This is a genomic window from Acidimicrobiia bacterium (genome assembly GCA_035948415.1).
Taxonomy (GTDB): domain Bacteria; phylum Actinomycetota; class Acidimicrobiia; order IMCC26256; family PALSA-555; genus PALSA-555.
Genome location: DASZJD010000036.1, coordinates 13,286 through 27,729, shown reverse-complemented (window position 1 = coordinate 27,729; position 14,444 = coordinate 13,286). Strand labels below are relative to the sequence as shown.

17 protein-coding genes, 1 tRNA gene and 1 pseudogene are annotated in these 14,444 nt (G+C 73.8%); 16 read left to right on the top strand and 3 right to left on the bottom strand.

What is annotated here, in order from left to right; translation table 11 throughout:
• Positions 1-3: 3 nt before the first annotated feature.
• Entirely contained in the window at positions 4-987 is a 984-nt protein-coding gene (locus VG869_05270) for a polyprenyl synthetase family protein (GenBank protein ID HEV3450597.1), read from the bottom strand.
• Positions 988-1,224: 237 nt separating this feature from the next.
• Between VG869_05270 and VG869_05265 the strand changes: the two genes are divergently transcribed.
• The 4 genes from VG869_05265 to VG869_05250 all read left to right on the top strand — a co-directional run bounded on the left by VG869_05265 (position 1,225) and on the right by VG869_05250 (position 6,563).
• Positions 1,225-3,711 (top strand): ATP-dependent Clp protease ATP-binding subunit, encoded by a 2,487-nt coding sequence (locus VG869_05265; protein ID HEV3450596.1) that lies wholly within the window; start codon positions 1,225-1,227, stop codon positions 3,709-3,711.
• A gap of 35 nt (positions 3,712-3,746) precedes the next feature.
• Positions 3,747-4,556, top strand: coding sequence for a hypothetical protein (locus VG869_05260; protein ID HEV3450595.1), 810 nt, complete (start codon positions 3,747-3,749; stop codon positions 4,554-4,556).
• A 205-nt stretch (positions 4,557-4,761) separates the two neighbouring features.
• Positions 4,762-5,835, top strand: coding sequence for a DNA integrity scanning diadenylate cyclase DisA (disA, locus tag VG869_05255; protein ID HEV3450594.1), 1,074 nt, complete (start codon positions 4,762-4,764; stop codon positions 5,833-5,835).
• A complete protein-coding gene (locus VG869_05250) occupies positions 5,835-6,563 on the top strand; it encodes a dienelactone hydrolase family protein (protein HEV3450593.1) in 729 nt (242 codons plus the stop codon). Before disA ends, VG869_05250 begins: the two co-directional genes overlap by 1 nt.
• A gap of 1 nt (position 6,564) precedes the next feature.
• Here VG869_05250 and VG869_05245 read toward each other — a convergent pair whose 3' ends face one another.
• Positions 6,565-7,230, bottom strand: coding sequence for a Crp/Fnr family transcriptional regulator (locus VG869_05245; GenBank protein HEV3450592.1), 666 nt, complete (start codon positions 7,228-7,230; stop codon positions 6,565-6,567).
• Positions 7,231-7,345: 115 nt separating this feature from the next.
• On the opposite strand from VG869_05245, the pseudogene VG869_05240 reads away from it, so the two are divergent.
• The 7 genes and pseudogenes from VG869_05240 (at position 7,346) to VG869_05210 (ending at position 11,734) form a co-directional block, all read left to right on the top strand.
• A pseudogene (locus VG869_05240) lies at positions 7,346-7,822 on the top strand (CarD family transcriptional regulator).
• Between the two features lie 145 nt (positions 7,823-7,967).
• Positions 7,968-8,606: a 2-C-methyl-D-erythritol 4-phosphate cytidylyltransferase gene (gene ispD / locus VG869_05235; GenBank protein HEV3450591.1), complete on the top strand. Its 639-nt coding sequence runs from the start codon at positions 7,968-7,970 to the stop codon at positions 8,604-8,606.
• Positions 8,603-9,085, top strand: coding sequence for a 2-C-methyl-D-erythritol 2,4-cyclodiphosphate synthase (gene ispF, locus VG869_05230; protein ID HEV3450590.1), 483 nt, complete (start codon positions 8,603-8,605; stop codon positions 9,083-9,085). The genes ispD and ispF overlap by 4 nt, the downstream gene beginning before the upstream one ends.
• A 25-nt stretch (positions 9,086-9,110) precedes the next feature.
• Complete coding sequence (cysS, locus tag VG869_05225; GenBank protein HEV3450589.1) at positions 9,111-10,481, top strand: cysteine--tRNA ligase; 1,371 nt, start codon at positions 9,111-9,113, stop codon at positions 10,479-10,481.
• The gene (gene rlmB / locus VG869_05220; GenBank protein ID HEV3450588.1) at positions 10,478-11,227 is read left to right on the top strand and encodes a 23S rRNA (guanosine(2251)-2'-O)-methyltransferase RlmB; all 750 of its coding nucleotides are present in this window, start codon (positions 10,478-10,480) and stop codon (positions 11,225-11,227) included. Before cysS ends, rlmB begins: the two co-directional genes overlap by 4 nt.
• 15 nt (positions 11,228-11,242) lie before the next feature.
• Positions 11,243-11,315, top strand: a tRNA-Thr gene (locus VG869_05215).
• Between the two features lie 143 nt (positions 11,316-11,458).
• A complete protein-coding gene (locus VG869_05210) occupies positions 11,459-11,734 on the top strand; it encodes a PqqD family protein (protein ID HEV3450587.1) in 276 nt (91 codons plus the stop codon).
• On the opposite strand, the gene VG869_05205 is transcribed toward VG869_05210, so the two are convergent.
• The gene (locus VG869_05205; GenBank protein ID HEV3450586.1) at positions 11,709-12,659 is read right to left on the bottom strand and encodes a hypothetical protein; all 951 of its coding nucleotides are present in this window, start codon (positions 12,657-12,659) and stop codon (positions 11,709-11,711) included. The genes VG869_05210 and VG869_05205 overlap by 26 nt on opposite strands.
• Positions 12,660-12,988: 329 nt before the next feature.
• On the opposite strand from VG869_05205, the gene VG869_05200 reads away from it, so the two are divergent.
• Genes VG869_05200 through VG869_05180 form a run of 5 tightly spaced genes read left to right on the top strand, consistent with a single transcriptional unit; the run spans position 12,989 to position 14,432 of the window.
• Positions 12,989-13,246 carry a hypothetical protein gene (locus tag VG869_05200; GenBank protein HEV3450585.1) on the top strand — a complete coding sequence of 86 codons (258 nt, stop codon included), beginning with the start codon at positions 12,989-12,991 and terminating at the stop codon, positions 13,244-13,246.
• A gap of 27 nt (positions 13,247-13,273) precedes the next feature.
• Positions 13,274-13,549: a hypothetical protein gene (locus tag VG869_05195; protein HEV3450584.1), complete on the top strand. Its 276-nt coding sequence runs from the start codon at positions 13,274-13,276 to the stop codon at positions 13,547-13,549.
• A 27-nt stretch (positions 13,550-13,576) separates the two neighbouring features.
• A complete protein-coding gene (locus VG869_05190) occupies positions 13,577-13,882 on the top strand; it encodes a hypothetical protein (protein ID HEV3450583.1) in 306 nt (101 codons plus the stop codon).
• Positions 13,872-14,132, top strand: a complete 261-nt coding sequence (locus VG869_05185; GenBank protein HEV3450582.1) for a hypothetical protein — start codon at positions 13,872-13,874, stop codon at positions 14,130-14,132. Before VG869_05190 ends, VG869_05185 begins: the two co-directional genes overlap by 11 nt.
• A 45-nt stretch (positions 14,133-14,177) precedes the next feature.
• On the top strand, positions 14,178-14,432 hold the full coding sequence (locus tag VG869_05180) for a hypothetical protein (protein HEV3450581.1): 255 nt from the start codon (positions 14,178-14,180) through the stop codon (positions 14,430-14,432).
• Positions 14,433-14,444: the final 12 nt, after the last annotated feature.

The following is a 14,444-nucleotide window of genomic DNA, read 5'->3' as shown; positions in this document are numbered from 1 at the left end:
CGCTCAGCTCTGGCGGGTGACGAGGCCCTCGACCAGGCGGCGCAGCGACTCGCACACCCCCGCCTCGAGGGTGTCGGCGCCCGCGAGCGCCTCCCCCGCCTTCGTGGCGTGGTCACGGGCCACCGCCAGCGCGGCCTCGACCGCGCCGTTGGCGCTGGCGCGGCTGCGCACCTCGGCCACGCGCGCCTCGTCGATCGGGCCCCCAAGCCGCGGCCCGAGCCCGGGGTCTTCGGCGAGCGCGTAGATCACGGGGAGCGTGTAGATCCCCTCGAGCAGGTCCTGGCCCGCGGGCTTGCCGAGCGCGGCGTCGGTGCCGGTGAGGTCGAGGCAGTCGTCGACGATCTGGTAGCCGAGACCGAGGTGGGTGCCGAACCGGGTGAGCGCGTCGAGCGTCGGCTCGTCGGCGTGGCTCACCATCCCGCCGATGCGACACGCGGTCCCGAACAGCGTCGCCGTCTTGCCCTCGATCGCGCTGGCGTAGTCCTCCTCGGTGCGCGTCACGTCGAAGAGGTGCTGCAGCTCGAGGACCTGGCCTCGGCAGAGCTCGCCGATGGTCGCGGCGAGCAGCGCCGCCACCGGCGCGCCGAGCGAGGCGGCCAGGCCCGACGCCCGGGCGAGCAGGTAGTCGCCGGCGAGGATGGCCACGATGTTCGACCAGCGCGCGTTCACCGACGGGACCCCGCGCCGGGTCTCGGCCTCGTCGATCACGTCGTCGTGGTAGAGCGACCCGAGGTGCACGAGCTCGACCGCCACCGCGCCGGTCACGGCGTCGTCGTCGGCGGGCCCGTCGCCGCCCCCCGCCGCGTACGCCGCGCAGAGGGTCAAAGTGGGGCGAATGCGCTTCCCCCCCGCCTGCACCAGGTGGGCGGCGACGTCGCCGAGGAACCGGTCGGGGTGCCGGACGGCGGCGGCCAGGCCGGCCTCGACCCGCTCGAGGTCACCGGCCAACGGCCGGAGCCGGAGGGTCTCCGCCAGGCCCGTGACCATCGGCCCAAACTACGCAGGGCCGGCGGGGTCCACCAAGCCCGGGGAACATTTCCGGGTCCCGAGCCCTTGACAACCCTCACGCGCGCCGCAGAAAGCGCCGAGACATCTCCCACGGGCTGCGCTTAGCGCAGAAGCCGTGCGGACCCTGACAGGTAGACTGAGTGCAGCGGGGCGGCTCCGGTCCCACCGCCCCGGCCGCGGGACGGGGACCATGACCCTCAAGACACGGTAGGCACAGTGTTCGAACGCTTCACCGACCGGGCCCGGCGGGTGGTCGTGCTGGCGCAGGAAGAAGCACGCCTGCTCAACCACAACTACATCGGGACCGAGCACATCCTCCTGGGCCTCATCCACGAGGGCGAGGGCGTCGCGGCCAAGGCGCTCGAGTCGCTCGGGATCTCGCTCGAGGCGGTGCGGGCCCAGGTCGAGGAGATCATCGGGCACGGCGGCCAGGCCCCGTCCGGCCACATCCCGTTCACGCCTCGGGCCAAGAAGGTCCTCGAGCTGTCGCTGCGCGAGGCGCTGCAGCTCGGCCACAACTACATCGGCACCGAGCACATCCTGCTGGGGCTCATCCGCGAGGGCGAAGGCGTCGCCGCGCAGGTCCTCGTGAAGCTCGGCGCCGACCTGTCGCGCGTCCGCCAGCAGGTCATCCAGCTCCTTTCCGGCTACGCCGGCGCCAAGGAGGGCCAAGGCCAAGGCGGCGCCAGCGGCGAATCGCAGCCCTCCGGCTCGCTGGTGCTCGACCAGTTCGGTCGCAACCTCACCCAGCTCGCCCGCGAGAAGAAGCTCGACCCGGTCATCGGGCGCGAGAAGGAGATCGAGCGGGTCATGCAGGTGCTCTCGCGCCGCACGAAGAACAACCCGGTGCTGATCGGCGAGCCCGGGGTCGGCAAGACCGCGATCGTCGAGGGCCTCGCCAGCGACATCGTCGGGGGTGACGTGCCCGAGACGCTCCGGGGCAAGCAGCTCTACACCCTCGACCTCGGCGCGCTCGTCGCCGGGTCCCGCTACCGCGGTGACTTCGAGGAGCGCCTGAAGAAGATCCTGAAGGAGATCCGCACCCGCGGCGACATCATCCTGTTCATCGACGAGCTGCACACCCGCGTCGGCGCCGGCGCCGCCGAGGGCGCGATCGACGCCGCCAGCATCCTGAAGCCGATGCTTGCGCGCGGTGAGCTGCAGACCATCGGCGCCACGACGCTGGACGAGTACCGCAAGCACCTCGAGAAGGACGCCGCGCTCGAGCGCCGGTTCCAGCCCATCAAGGTGGAGGAGCCCACCGTCGCGCACACCGTCGAGATCCTGAAGGGCCTGCGCGACCGCTACGAGGCGCATCACCGCGTGACGATCACCGACCAGGCCGTGGTCGCCGCCGCCAACCTCGCCGACCGGTACATCTCGGACCGGCACCTGCCCGACAAGGCCATCGACCTGATCGACGAGGCCGGGTCGCGGCTGCGCATCCGTCGCATGCAGGCACCGCCCGACTTCCGGGAGCTCGAGGACCAGATCGCCACCGTCCGCAAGGACAAGGAGGAGGCGATCGAGGGCCAGCAGTTCGAGCGGGCGGCGTCGCTGCGCGACCGCGAGAAGGAGCTGCTCGAGCAGCGCCGCGACAAGGAGTCCGAGGCCCAGCGCGAGGGCGTCGACCTGTTCAACGAGGTCAGCGAGGAGTCCATCGCCGAGGTGCTGGCCCTGTGGACCGGCATCCCGGTCTACAAGCTCACCGAGGAGGAGACGGCCAAGCTCCTGCGCATGGAGGACGAGCTGCACAAGCGGATCGTCGGCCAGGACAGCGCGGTGAAGGCCGTGTCCCAGGCGATCCGGCGCACCCGCGCCGGGCTGAAGGACCCGAAGCGCCCGTCGGGCTCGTTCATCTTCCTGGGGCCCTCGGGCGTCGGCAAGACCGAGACCGCCAAGACCCTCGCCGAGTTCCTGTTCGGCGACGAGGGCGCGCTGATCCAGCTCGACATGAGCGAGTACATGGAGAAGCACACCGTGTCGCGCCTCGTCGGGTCGCCGCCCGGCTACGTCGGGTACGACGAGGGCGGGCAGCTCACCGAGGCCGTCCGGCGCAAGCCGTTCTCGGTCGTCCTCTTCGACGAGATCGAGAAGGCCCACCCGGACGTGTTCAACACCCTGCTCCAGATCCTCGAGGACGGGCGCCTCACCGACGCCCAGGGGCGCACGGTCGACTTCAAGAACACGGTCATCATCATGACCTCGAACCTCGGGACCGCCGACCTGCGCAAGGCGTCGATCGGCTTCGGTCCCGCCGACGAGGCGGTCAGCTACGAGAAGATGAAGGCCAAGGTGATGGAGGAGCTGAAGCGCCACTTCCGGCCTGAGTTCCTCAACCGCATCGACGAGGTCATCGTCTTCGCCGAGCTGTCGATCGACGAGGTCGGCGAGATCGTCACCCTCATGATCCGACGGGTCCAGGGGCAGCTCGAGGGCCAGGGCCTCGGGCTCGAGCTCACCCCCGAGGCGAGGTTGCTGCTGGCGAAGAAGGGCTACGACCCGCAGCTCGGCGCCCGGCCGCTCCGTCGCGCCATCCAGCGGCTCGTCGAGGACCCGCTCTCGGAGAAGATCCTGTGGAAGGAGTTCCACGCCGGCGAGACGATCCTCGTCGACGCCGACGGCGAGGAGGTCTCCTTCCGAGCGGTGGAAGGCGTCGAGCCGCCGCCGGTCGAGCTCGCCGGGTCCGGCTCCGAGGGCTAGCCCCGACCCCCACCTCGAAGGCCGGCTCCGCGCTGGTGGCCGCCGTCGCCTCGCCCCCCCGGCGCGGCGCCCGCACCCGACGGCGCCGCATCGCCCTGCTCGCGCTCCTCGCGCTGGTCGCCGCCGGGTGCAGCGCCCACGCCACCCTCGAGGTGCGGATGAACGCCGACGGGTCGGGCGCGGTCGCGGTCCGGGTCGCGCTCGACGCCGAGGCGGTCCAGACCGCGCAAGCCGGGGGAGCGCCGCTCGAGCAGACGGTCCGCCTCGCCGACCTGCGGGCCGCCGGCTGGAAGGTGTCGGCCTGGGCCCGGGCCCGGGACGGCTCGGCCTCGATCACCATCACGAAGCCGTTCCGCCGCCCCGACCAGGTGGCGGCGATCGGCCGCGAGCTGAGCGGCGCCGCGGGCCCGCTGCGCGGGTTCGGCGCCGCGCGTCGGACGGCCTGGCTCGGCTTGGCCCACACCAGCTCGGTGCGGGGCGTCCTCGACCTGCGGGGCACGAGCAGCGGCGTGCCGGGCGACGCCGCCCTCCTCGCCACCCTCACCGGCCACGGCATCGACGTCCGAGCCCTCGACCAGGAGCTGACCGCCCAGGTCCGGTCGGGGTTCGCGCTCCGGGTCGTCACCCGCCTGCCCGGCGGGACGCACACGGCGTCGGTCGCGCCGGGAACCCGGGTCCCGCTGAGCGTCTCCTCGACCGACCTGGACTCGCGCCGCGCCGGCCTCGTCGCCGGCGGGGTGGCGCTCCTCCTCCTCGCCGGGCTGACCTGGCGGCACGGCCGCGCCCGCGCGCGCGTGCGCCGGCTCCGGGCCGCCCCCCCGCCCGGGCGCCGCGCCCCGCGCTGACGGCCGCCCCACGCCGAGGGGCGCGGGGCGGGCTCACGCGGCGTCGGCCGCGGGCCACACGGTGCGTCCAACGCGCGGTGACGACGCCGCGGGTCCGTCGAGACCCGCTCCTGACGCGTGGCGCGTCCGCGGCCCCCCGCGGCGACTGACCCCCCGAGGCGCTAGGGTCGTTGGCCTGCCCCGCGGGCGCAGCCCGCCCAGCCCAATGCCGGCCCCGCCCCGATCCGAAGCCCTCCTCGACGCCCTCCGGCTCGTCGCCCCCGGGACGGCGCTGCGCGAGGGGATCGAGCGGATCATCCAGGCCCGCATGGGCGCCCTGCTCGTGGTCGGCGCCGGCCCCGAAGTGCTCGGCGTCTGCTCGGGAGGGTTCCTCCTCGACGCCGAGTTCACGCCCCAGCGCCTCTCGGAGCTGGCGAAGATGGACGGGGCGATCATCGTCACCGGGGACTGCGCCCGGATCGTGCGCGCCAACGTCCACCTCGTGCCCGACCCCAACATCCCGACCGCCGAGACCGGCACCCGGCACCGGACGGCCGAGCGGGTCGCCCGCCAGATCCCCGTGCCCGTGATCACCGTCTCGGAGGACCGGTCCGAGGTCGCCATCCACGTCGGGAGCCTCAAGCGGTCGATCGAGCCCACGCCGCGGGTCATGGCCCGGGCCGACCAGGCCCTCCAGATCCTCGAGCGGTACAAGGCGCGGCTCGACGCCGTCAGCGCCTCCCTCTCGGCCCTCGAGATCGAGGACCTCGTCACCGTCCGTGACGTCGCCACCGTGCTCCAGCGCGCCGAGATGGTGCGCCGCATCTCCGAGGAGATCGAGGGCTACGTCATCGAGCTCGGCGCCGACGGCCGGCTCGTCCTCCTCCAGCTCGACGAGCTGATGGGCGGCGTGGAGGACGACCGCCGCCTCGTCGCGAAGGACTACATGCGTGGCGACCTCGACTCCGAGCTCGTCGAGGTGATGGCCCGGCTCGGCGAGCTCGGTGACGAGGAGCTCCTCGACGTCCACGAGGTCGTCGGCGTCCTGCAGCTCGGGACGGGCGTCGGACTCGACTCGGCGCTGCAGCCGCGCGGCTACCGGATCCTCCACAAGATCCCCCGCCTCCCCGAGGTGGTCTCCGACCACGTCGTCCGGCGGTTCTCGAACCTGCAGAAGATCATGCGGGCCAGCGAGACGGATCTGGTGCAGGTCGAAGGGGTCGGCGACGCCCGCGCCCGGGCCATCAAGGACGGGCTGGCCCGCCTGGCCGAGACGAGCATCCTCGAGCGCTACACCTGATGGCGGCGCTGGCCGAGGGCCCGCGCCCGGCGTCGGCGGCGCGGGTCACCCTCGCCGGGCGCGACGACGTGCCGATCGAGGCCATCGTCGCCCGGCCCGACGACGGCGAGCCGTCGGCGGGACTCGTCCTCCACCCCGACCTCCTCGGCGTCCGGCCCCTCTTCGACGACCTGTGCCGCCGGGTCGCGACGCACGGCTACGCCGTGTGCTGCCCGGAGCCGTTCGCGCGGGCGCCCGCCGCGACCCGGGACGCCGGGACGGCCGAGCCGCGCCTGGCGTGGCTGCCCCACCTCGACGACGACCAGCAGCTCGCCGACCTGACCGTCGCCGGCGACGCGCTCGCGGTCGCCGAGGTGTCGGTGCTCGGGTTCTGCATGGGCGGCATGCAGACGCTGAAGGCCGCCGCCACCGGCCGCTTCCGCCGCGCCGTCCCCTTCTACGGGATGATCCGAGTGCCGGCCGAGTGGCGGGGGCCGGGGCTGCACGAGCCGCTCGACACGGCCGCCGCCGTGTGCCCCACCCTCGCCGTCTTCGGCGGGTCCGACCCGTTCACGCCGCCCGCCGACATCGAGGCCTTGCGCGCCGCCTGGCGAGGGCGCGACGACTGCGAGGTCGTGGTATTCCCCGACGCCGAGCACGGCTTCGTGCACGACCCCGCCCGCCCGGCCCACCGCCCCGACGACGCCGCCGACGCCTGGCGGCGAGCCCTCCGCTTCCTGGACCGGTAGCTCAGAGGGTGGCCCGGTCCTCGAGGGCCTGGCGGTCCAGGATCCGGTACTGGCTGCGACCCTCGAGGCTCAGCCACCCGAGCCGGGTGAAGAGCGAGATCGCCTTGTTCACCCGCTCCCGCGAGGCGCCGACCATGCCGGCCAGTTCCTCCTGGGTGACGGGCAGCGAGAACCGCTCGCGGCCGGCGGCGAGGTAGAGGAGGCGCTTGGCGGTCCGGGCCGGGACGTCGAGGAACACGGCGTCGGCGAGCGCCTCGTTCGTGGCCCGCAGCCGGCCGGCGAGGAGCCGCACGATCACCCACAGCAGCTCGGGCTGGGCTCGGAGCACCGCCCGCACCGGCTCGTACCCGAGCACGACGACCGCCGAATCGACGAGCGCCCGCGCGTCGGTCGAGCGCGGCGCCTCGTCGAAGAGGCCGAACTCGCCGAAGAGCCCGCCCGATTCGAGGACGGCCACGACGGACTCCCGACCGTCGCTGGAGCGCTGGGCGATGGCGATCCGTCCCCGCTCGATGACGAACAGCTCGTCGGACCCGTCGCCCTGGCGGAACAGGACCTGGTTACGCGCGTAGTGGCGGACCTCGGCCTGGCGCTCGAGCCCGGCGAGCGCGGCGTCCGGAAGCGCCGCGAACAGGTCGGTGGTGTTGAGCAGGCGACGTGCGGGCAAGTGGTCACCTCCGGCGCGCCCGAGGTTAGGCGACCGCATACCGGCGGACTCCGGGCGGTCTGGTACTCTGGTGGTTCCTCACTTCCCGCTGCGCTCTGCCCTCGCGAGGAACCGCATGTCGTTTGCCGTCGGTGACAAGGTCGTCTACCCGCACCACGGGGCCGCCATCATCGAGGGCAAGGAGAAGCGGGTCTTCGACGGGCACAAGACGGACTACTTCGTCTTGCGCATCACCTACGGGGATCTGAAGGTCTCGATCCCGGTCGACAAGGCCGAGGAGATCGGCCTGCGCGACGTGATCAACGACGAGGAGGTCGAGGAGGTGTTCGCCGTCCTCCGCAAGAAGGAGGCGCGGATGCCGACGAACTGGTCGCGGCGCTTCAAGAACCACGTCGAGAAGCTGAAGAGCGGCGACATCTACCAGGTCGCCGAGGTCGTGCGGAACCTGTCCCTGCGGGAGGCCGACAAGGGGCTCTCGGCCGGCGAGAAGCGCATGCTCGCCCGGGCGCGTCAGATCCTGGTGTCCGAGCTCACCTTCGCCCTCAACGTCGACGAGGAGACCGCCGAGGCTCGCCTCGACGACGTCCTCGCCGGCAAGGAGGTCAGGGTCACCCGCAGCCGCCGGCGCGCGACGCCCGGCGCCAACGGCCGCAAGACGCCGGTCCGGAAGGCGGCTGCTGGACGCAAGGCGGCGTCGCCGAAGAAGGCGGCGGCCCGCCGCAAGTAGCGCGGCCGCCGTGGGACGCAGCGCGGCGATCGTGGTCGCCGCCGGCGGCGGCAGCCGGTACGGCGCGCGGAAGCAGTTCGCGGTCCTCTGCGGCTCGCGCCTCGTCGACCGCGCCGTCACCGTCGCCGGCCGCGCCTGCGACGACGTGGTGGTCGTCCTCCCCCCCGGTGTCGACTGGGACGGCGTTCCGGTCAGCGCCGCGGTCGCGGGCGGCGCCAGCCGGCCCGAGTCGGTCCGGGCCGGCCTCCGAGCCGTCGCACCGGGATGCGACGTCGTCGTCGTGCACGATGCGGCGCGGCCGCTGGCGTCACCGCCGCTGTTCGCCGCGGTCATCGATGCCATCCGCGACGGCGCCGACGGCGCCGTGCCGGCGATCGCGCTGACGGATACCGTCAAGCAGGTCGAGCACGACCGCGTCGTCGCCACCGTGGCCCGCGACGCGCTCGTCGCGGTGCAGACCCCCCAAGCCTTCCGCGCCGACGCGCTGCGCGCCGCGCATGCCGCCGGCGGGGACGCCACCGACGACGCCGCGCTCGTCGAGGCGGCCGGTGGCACCGTCGTCGTGGTGCCGGGCGACCCGTCCAACCTCAAGGTGACCACCCCCGCGGACCTGGCGCTGGCGGCGGCGCTGGTGCGCCGGCCGTCGTGAGCGTCCGCGTCGGTCTCGGCTACGACGTGCACGCCGTGGGCGGCGACCGTCCGCTCGTGCTCGGCGGCGTCACCGTCGACGGCCCCGGCCTCGTTGGCCACTCCGACGCCGACGTCGTGGCCCACGCGGTCGCCGACGCGCTGCTCGGTGCGGCCGGCCTGCCCGATCTCGGCACCACGTTTCCGGCCACCGACGAGCGCCTCCGCGACGCCGACTCGGTCGACCTGCTGCGCGACATCGCGGCGCGCCTCGCCGCGGCGGGGTGGTCGATCGGAAACGTCGACGTCGTGGTCGCGGCCGAGCGGCCGCGGCTGGGGCCGCACGTCGAGGCGATGGCCGAGCGCCTGTCCGTCGCTGTGGGCGGTCCGGTCGGGGTGAAGGCCAAGCGCGGCGAAGGCGTGGGCGCGGTCGGTCGCGGCGAGGCGGTCGCGGCGTGGGCGGTGGCGCTGGTCGCGCGCGAAGTCCCCGGTGACGCCTGACGAGGCGGCGGTACCCTCGGCGGCGATGACCGTCCGGCTGTACGACACGCTGCAACGGGCCAAGGTCGACCTCGAGCCCCGCGAGCCCGGCCGGGTGTCGATCTACGTGTGCGGGCAGACCGTCTCCGGCGTGCCCCACGTCGGACATGGCCGCACCGTGGTCGTCTACGACACGATCCGCCGCTACCTCCGCTGGCGGGGCTACCAGGTGACGTTCGTCTCGAACATCACCGACGTCGAGGACAAGATCATCGCCCGGGCCCACGAGACCGGCGGCACCGAGCCGGAGCTGGCCCGTCGCTTCGAGGCCGCGTACTGGGAGCAGGTGGACCGGCTCGGCGTCGAACGGCCCGACGCGGTGCCGCACGCGACCGCCTACATCGACGACATGCTCGACCGCATCGCCGAGCTGGTCGAGCGCGGCCACGCCTACGTCGTCGAAGGCCGCGGCGTCTACTTCGACGTGCGCTCCTACCCCGACTACGGGGCGCTCGCACACCAAACCGTGGATCAGCTTCTCGAATCGGCGGGCGCCCGGGTCGAGGTCGACGAGGCGAAGCGCAGCCCGGTGGACTTCGCGCTCTGGAAGGCCGCCAAGCCAGGTGAGCCGTCCTGGGACTCGCCGTGGGGCCCCGGTCGCCCGGGCTGGCACATCGAGTGCTCGACCATGGCCCTCGACCTCCTCGGCGAGGGCTTCGACCTCCACGGCGCCGGCGACGACCTCGTCTTCCCGCACAACGAGAACGAACGATCACAGGCCGAGGCCGCCGGGCATCCCTTCGCCCGCCGGTGGCTCCACTCCGGGATGGTCGAGGTCAGCGGGGAGAAGATGTCGAAGTCGCTCGGCAACTTCCGCACCCTCGCCGAGGCGCTCGACGAGCACGGCGCTCGCGCCTTCCGGGTCGCGGTGCTGCAGACCCACTACCGGAAGGCCACGGACCTCGCCGACGCCGAGCTGGCCGCAGCGGCCCACGCCGCGGGCCGGCTCGATGCCCTCGCCCGCCGTGCTGCCGCCGACGGCGTGCCCGCCGACGTGGCGCCAGACGAAGAGACCTGCGACCGTTTCCGGGCCGAGATGGACGACGATTTCGGCACCCCCGGAGCGCTCGCGGCCATCTTCGACGCCGTCGCCCGAGCGAACCGGGCCATCGAGGACGGCGACCGCCTCCACGCCGCGGCGCTGGTGGCGGCCGTCATCGAGCTCTCGGGTGTACTCGGCCTGACCGTCGACCCGGGGACCGGTGCCGACACGGACGTGGACGCCCGGGTCGCCGCCCGTGACGCCGCCCGTGAGCAGGGCGACTTCGCGACCGCCGATCGCATCCGGGCCGAGCTGGCCGACGACGGGATCGTGCTGGAGGACACGCCGGGCGGGACCGTCTGGCACCACCGGTGACGCGTCGCCGCGGCGATGACCTCGGCGGCGCCGTGGTCCCCGGTCGGCGCGCCGTCGCCGAGCTCCTCCGGGCCGGACGCCGTCCGGTGCGCATGGTGTCGCTGGCCCGCAGCGCCGGGCGTGTCGCCGACGAGCTGGCCGAGCTGGCAGCTGCGGCCGGCGCCCGGGTGCGCTGGCGCGACGCCGACCAGCTGCGGGAGGAGTCGGGGGTCGAGGCGACCCAAGGGGTCGTCGCCCGCGCCGCCCCGGTGACGCCGGCGCCGCTCGCGGGCCTGCTGGAACGGGAGGACGCCTTCCTCGTCGCCCTCGACGGGGTCACCGATCCCCGCAACCTCGGGGCGGTGCTGCGCACGGCGCTGGCCGCGGGCGCCTCGGGCGCCATCCTCCCCCGCCACCGGGCCGCGCTGCTCACGCCGGCGGCGGTCAAGGCCGCGGCGGGCGCCGTCGAGCACCTCCCGGTCGCGCTCGTCGGCGGCGTCGCCACCGCCCTCGACCAGGCTGGCCGCGCCGGAGTCTGGACCGTCGGCCTCGACGCGCGCGGCGAGGCCCTGGTCTCCGACCTCGCGGTGGCCGATCGTCCGCTCGTGCTGGTGCTCGGCGCCGAGGACACCGGCCTGGCCCGGCTGGTCCGGGCGCGCTGCGACGTCGTGGCGCGAGTCCCGATGCCAGGACCGGTCGAGTCCCTGAACGTCGCGGCTGCGGCCGCGGTCGCGTGCTTCGAGGTCGCGCGACAGCGCGCCGGGTAGCCTTTCGCGGCGCGCGCCGGGTTAGCTCAGCTGGCAGAGCGCTGCTCTTGTAAAGCAGAGGCCGTCGGTTCGATCCCGACACCCGGCTCCCCACCCCCTCGCCGAGCGGCGCCGCCGCCACGACCGCGCGGCCGCGCCGCGGTCGGGGGAAGCGTGCGACACCGGTCCGGGCGACACGACGGACCGGTTCGGGGAACGGCTCCCGTCGCGCGTTCGATACGATGCGCGCCCGTGGCGCCGGGCCGAAACCCCGACGTGGTGTCGGACCTCGTCGAAGACCGAGCGGTCCTGGTCGATCCTGCCGGAACCGAGCTCATCACCCTGAACGCGGTCGGCACGCTGGTGTGGGACGCGCTCGACGGTCGCCGAGACCTCCCGGACCTGTGCCGCGTGGTCCTCGACCGCTATCCGTCAATGCCGGCGGCGCAGGTCGAGGCGGACGTGCGGTCGTTCCTCGACGAGCTGTCCAGCCTCGGGCTGCTCAGCGACGGGTCGCCGCCAGGCTGAGCCCGCGAATCGCCGCGGCCGTCGACGCCAGACGGCGAGCGGCGTCGGTGCCGTGCCGCAGCGCCCAGGAGGGCAGCCGCGTCAGCTCCGCGAACACCGGATGCGCCCGCCGGAGCTGGTCGGGGTGGCTCGCGGCGGGGAACGAGCCCACGAGCACCAGGTGGACGTGACGCCCGGCGACCGGCGCTAGCTCGCCGAGCGGCTCGCTCCCGTGGCCCACGACGACGACCGCGCCGACGCGGTGGAAGCCGCCCGTGAGCACGTCGGGGGCGAGCTGGGCCCGACCCCGCGGGTCGTCGGCGACCGGTCGCGCCGCGCCCTCCACCTCGGCCTGCAGGTCCGTCGGGACCGTCGGTGGCCGGGGCACGCCGGCGACGTCGATGCCGTCCTCGGCGCGCCGCAGGATCACCAGGTCGTCCGACAGGACCGGCCACCCCTGCTCGAGGGCGGCCAGGGCGACCGTCGACTTGCCCCTCCCACTCTCTCCGAGGACAAGGACGGTCCGGCCGTCCACGACGACCGCGCCCCCGTGGACGAGGAGCCGGTCCTGGAAGCCGAGCAGGTGGCCCACCGCGCAGAGGAACAGCCGCCGGATCCCGAGGGCGGCGAGCTCGCGGCCCGGACCGCCGCCGATCGTCGCCGTCGTGGGCCCGGACCGGGCGACGACGCCGGTCAGGTCCAAGAACAGGAGGTCGTCGTGCTCGAGCCAGACCCGGCGGTCGTCGTAGACCTGATCCGGCGGTCGCTCGGGTAGCGTCGGCGCGGCCCCCCCGGCGCGCACCGTCCCGACGGGGGCCGCAGCCCCCGGGGCGGACACGCCCGCGGGGCCCACGCTGAGCTCGAGCGCGGCGGCCCCGGCCGCGTCCGCGGCCACGAGGCGTAACGAGATGTCACCCAGCGTGACGACGCGATCGAGATCTGGCACCGATTGGTCCTTGCCCTGAGGGATCCGCGGCCTCTAGTGTCACGCAGCGTAGTGAAGTCCCGATCGATGCGGCGGAGGGCAAGCGTCGGGCAAGGGCGGCAACGCCGGCGATAGCGGCGGGCGGACGTCGAGCTCGATCGACGAACCCGGAAGGGCGGGGCACGGGGAAGGGTGGGGCACCGTCGGGGGCGACGGGTGGCGTGCGAGGACGAGCACGCCCCTGTTCCCGGCCCGGAGAACGCCGAGACCGGACGCGAGCCGCGTTCCTCACCCCGAGACAGAGGGCATCGGACGACCACCAGTGGGCGTCCCAGGGAGGAGGAGCTGCGATGCACGACCACTACGAGCGACCGCGGGTCGAGGACCGGACGACGGTCACCGAGCCGCTCAACACGATCAACACCAGCCATGGCCTTCCCACCACGCCGGCCTGGCGGTCGGGCGCGGGGGACGACGACTACGACGCGCCGGCGGTCGCGGCGCACACGCCGGTCAGCGATCCGCTGAACGCGGTGTCCAACAGCAATCCGCTCACGGTCACCCCGGCGTGGCGGACGACGCAACCGGACGACGAGCCCGACCGCTAGCGGGCGGGCCCAGACGGGAGGACTGCGATGGACGATCACCGCTACGAGCGACCGCGGGTCGAGGACCGGACGACGGTCACCGAGCCGCTCAACACGATCAACACCAGCCATGGCCTTCCCGAAACGCCGGCCTGGCGGTCGCGCGCCGCGGGGGACGGGCCTGTGGCCGAGGCCTACGAGCCACCCGGGGTCGCGGGGCAGACACCGGTCAGCGATCCGCTGAACGCGGTGTCCAACAGCAATCCGCTCACAAACACCCCGGCGTGGCGGACGACGCAACCGGACGACGAGCCCGACCGCTAGCGGGCGGGCCCAGACGGGAGGACTGCGATGGACGATGACCGCTACGAGCGACCGCGGGTCGAGGACCGGACGACGGTCACCGAGCCGCTCAACACGATCAACACCAGCCACAGCGTCATCAACATCACGCCCGCGTGGCGGTCGCACGCCGCGGGGGACGAGCCCGTGGCCGAGGCCTACGAGCCACCGGGGGTCGCAGGGCAGACACCGGTCCGAGAGCCACTGAACGCGGTGACGAACAGCAACCCGCTCGCCGGCACCCCGTTATGGAGAACGGCGGACCCCGACCGCAGGCGGCCGCCATCGACGAGGGAGGACGGCAATGCAGGATGACCGCTACCAGCGACCCCGGGTCGAGGACCGGACGACGGTCACCGAGCCGCTCAACGTGATCAACACCAGCCAGGGTGTGGCGTTCACCCCGGCCTGGCGGTCCCGTGCCGCGGGGGACGAGCCCGCGGTCGAGGCTTACGAGCGACCGGGGGTCGAGGAGCACACGCCGGTCAGCGAACCACTGAACACGTTGACGAACAGCAACTCGGTACCGACACCGACGTGGAGGACGAAGCCAGACCAGCTGTAGCCGACGCGGCTGCGGCCACCATTGCGAGTACGAAGGAGGAATCCGATGGGAGAAGCGAGCTACGAGCGGCCCCGGGTCGACGACCGAACGTCGGTGTCCGAGCCCCTCAACGCGGTGAACACCAGCGGCGGCGTTCCGTTTGCCACCCCGGCCTGGCACGGGTCCGCCCGGGGCGACGAGCCCGCGGCCTACGAGCCGCCCCGCGTCGCGGGGCAGACCCCGGTCAGCGAGCCGCTGAACGCGGCGAGCAGCAGCCAGGTGTTCAAGACTCCGGCCTGGAGGTCGAAGCGCGAGCACTAGGTGCTCGCCCGG

Excerpts from the sequence above, each read along its gene's own strand:
- VG869_05270 (HEV3450597.1), bottom strand. The coding sequence starts at position 987 with ATGGTCACGGGCCTGGCGGAGACCCTCCGGCTCCGGCCGTTGGCCGGT.
- disA (HEV3450594.1), top strand. The coding sequence starts at position 4,762 with ATGCCGGCCCCGCCCCGATCCGAAGCCCTCCTCGACGCCCTCCGGCTC.
- VG869_05250 (HEV3450593.1), top strand. The coding sequence starts at position 5,835 with ATGGCGGCGCTGGCCGAGGGCCCGCGCCCGGCGTCGGCGGCGCGGGTC.
- cysS (HEV3450589.1), top strand. The coding sequence starts at position 9,111 with ATGACCGTCCGGCTGTACGACACGCTGCAACGGGCCAAGGTCGACCTC.
- VG869_05200 (HEV3450585.1), top strand. The coding sequence starts at position 12,989 with ATGCACGACCACTACGAGCGACCGCGGGTCGAGGACCGGACGACGGTC.
- VG869_05195 (HEV3450584.1), top strand. The coding sequence starts at position 13,274 with ATGGACGATCACCGCTACGAGCGACCGCGGGTCGAGGACCGGACGACG.
- VG869_05190 (HEV3450583.1), top strand. The coding sequence starts at position 13,577 with ATGGACGATGACCGCTACGAGCGACCGCGGGTCGAGGACCGGACGACG.
- VG869_05185 (HEV3450582.1), top strand. The coding sequence starts at position 13,872 with ATGCAGGATGACCGCTACCAGCGACCCCGGGTCGAGGACCGGACGACG.
- VG869_05180 (HEV3450581.1), top strand. The coding sequence starts at position 14,178 with ATGGGAGAAGCGAGCTACGAGCGGCCCCGGGTCGACGACCGAACGTCG.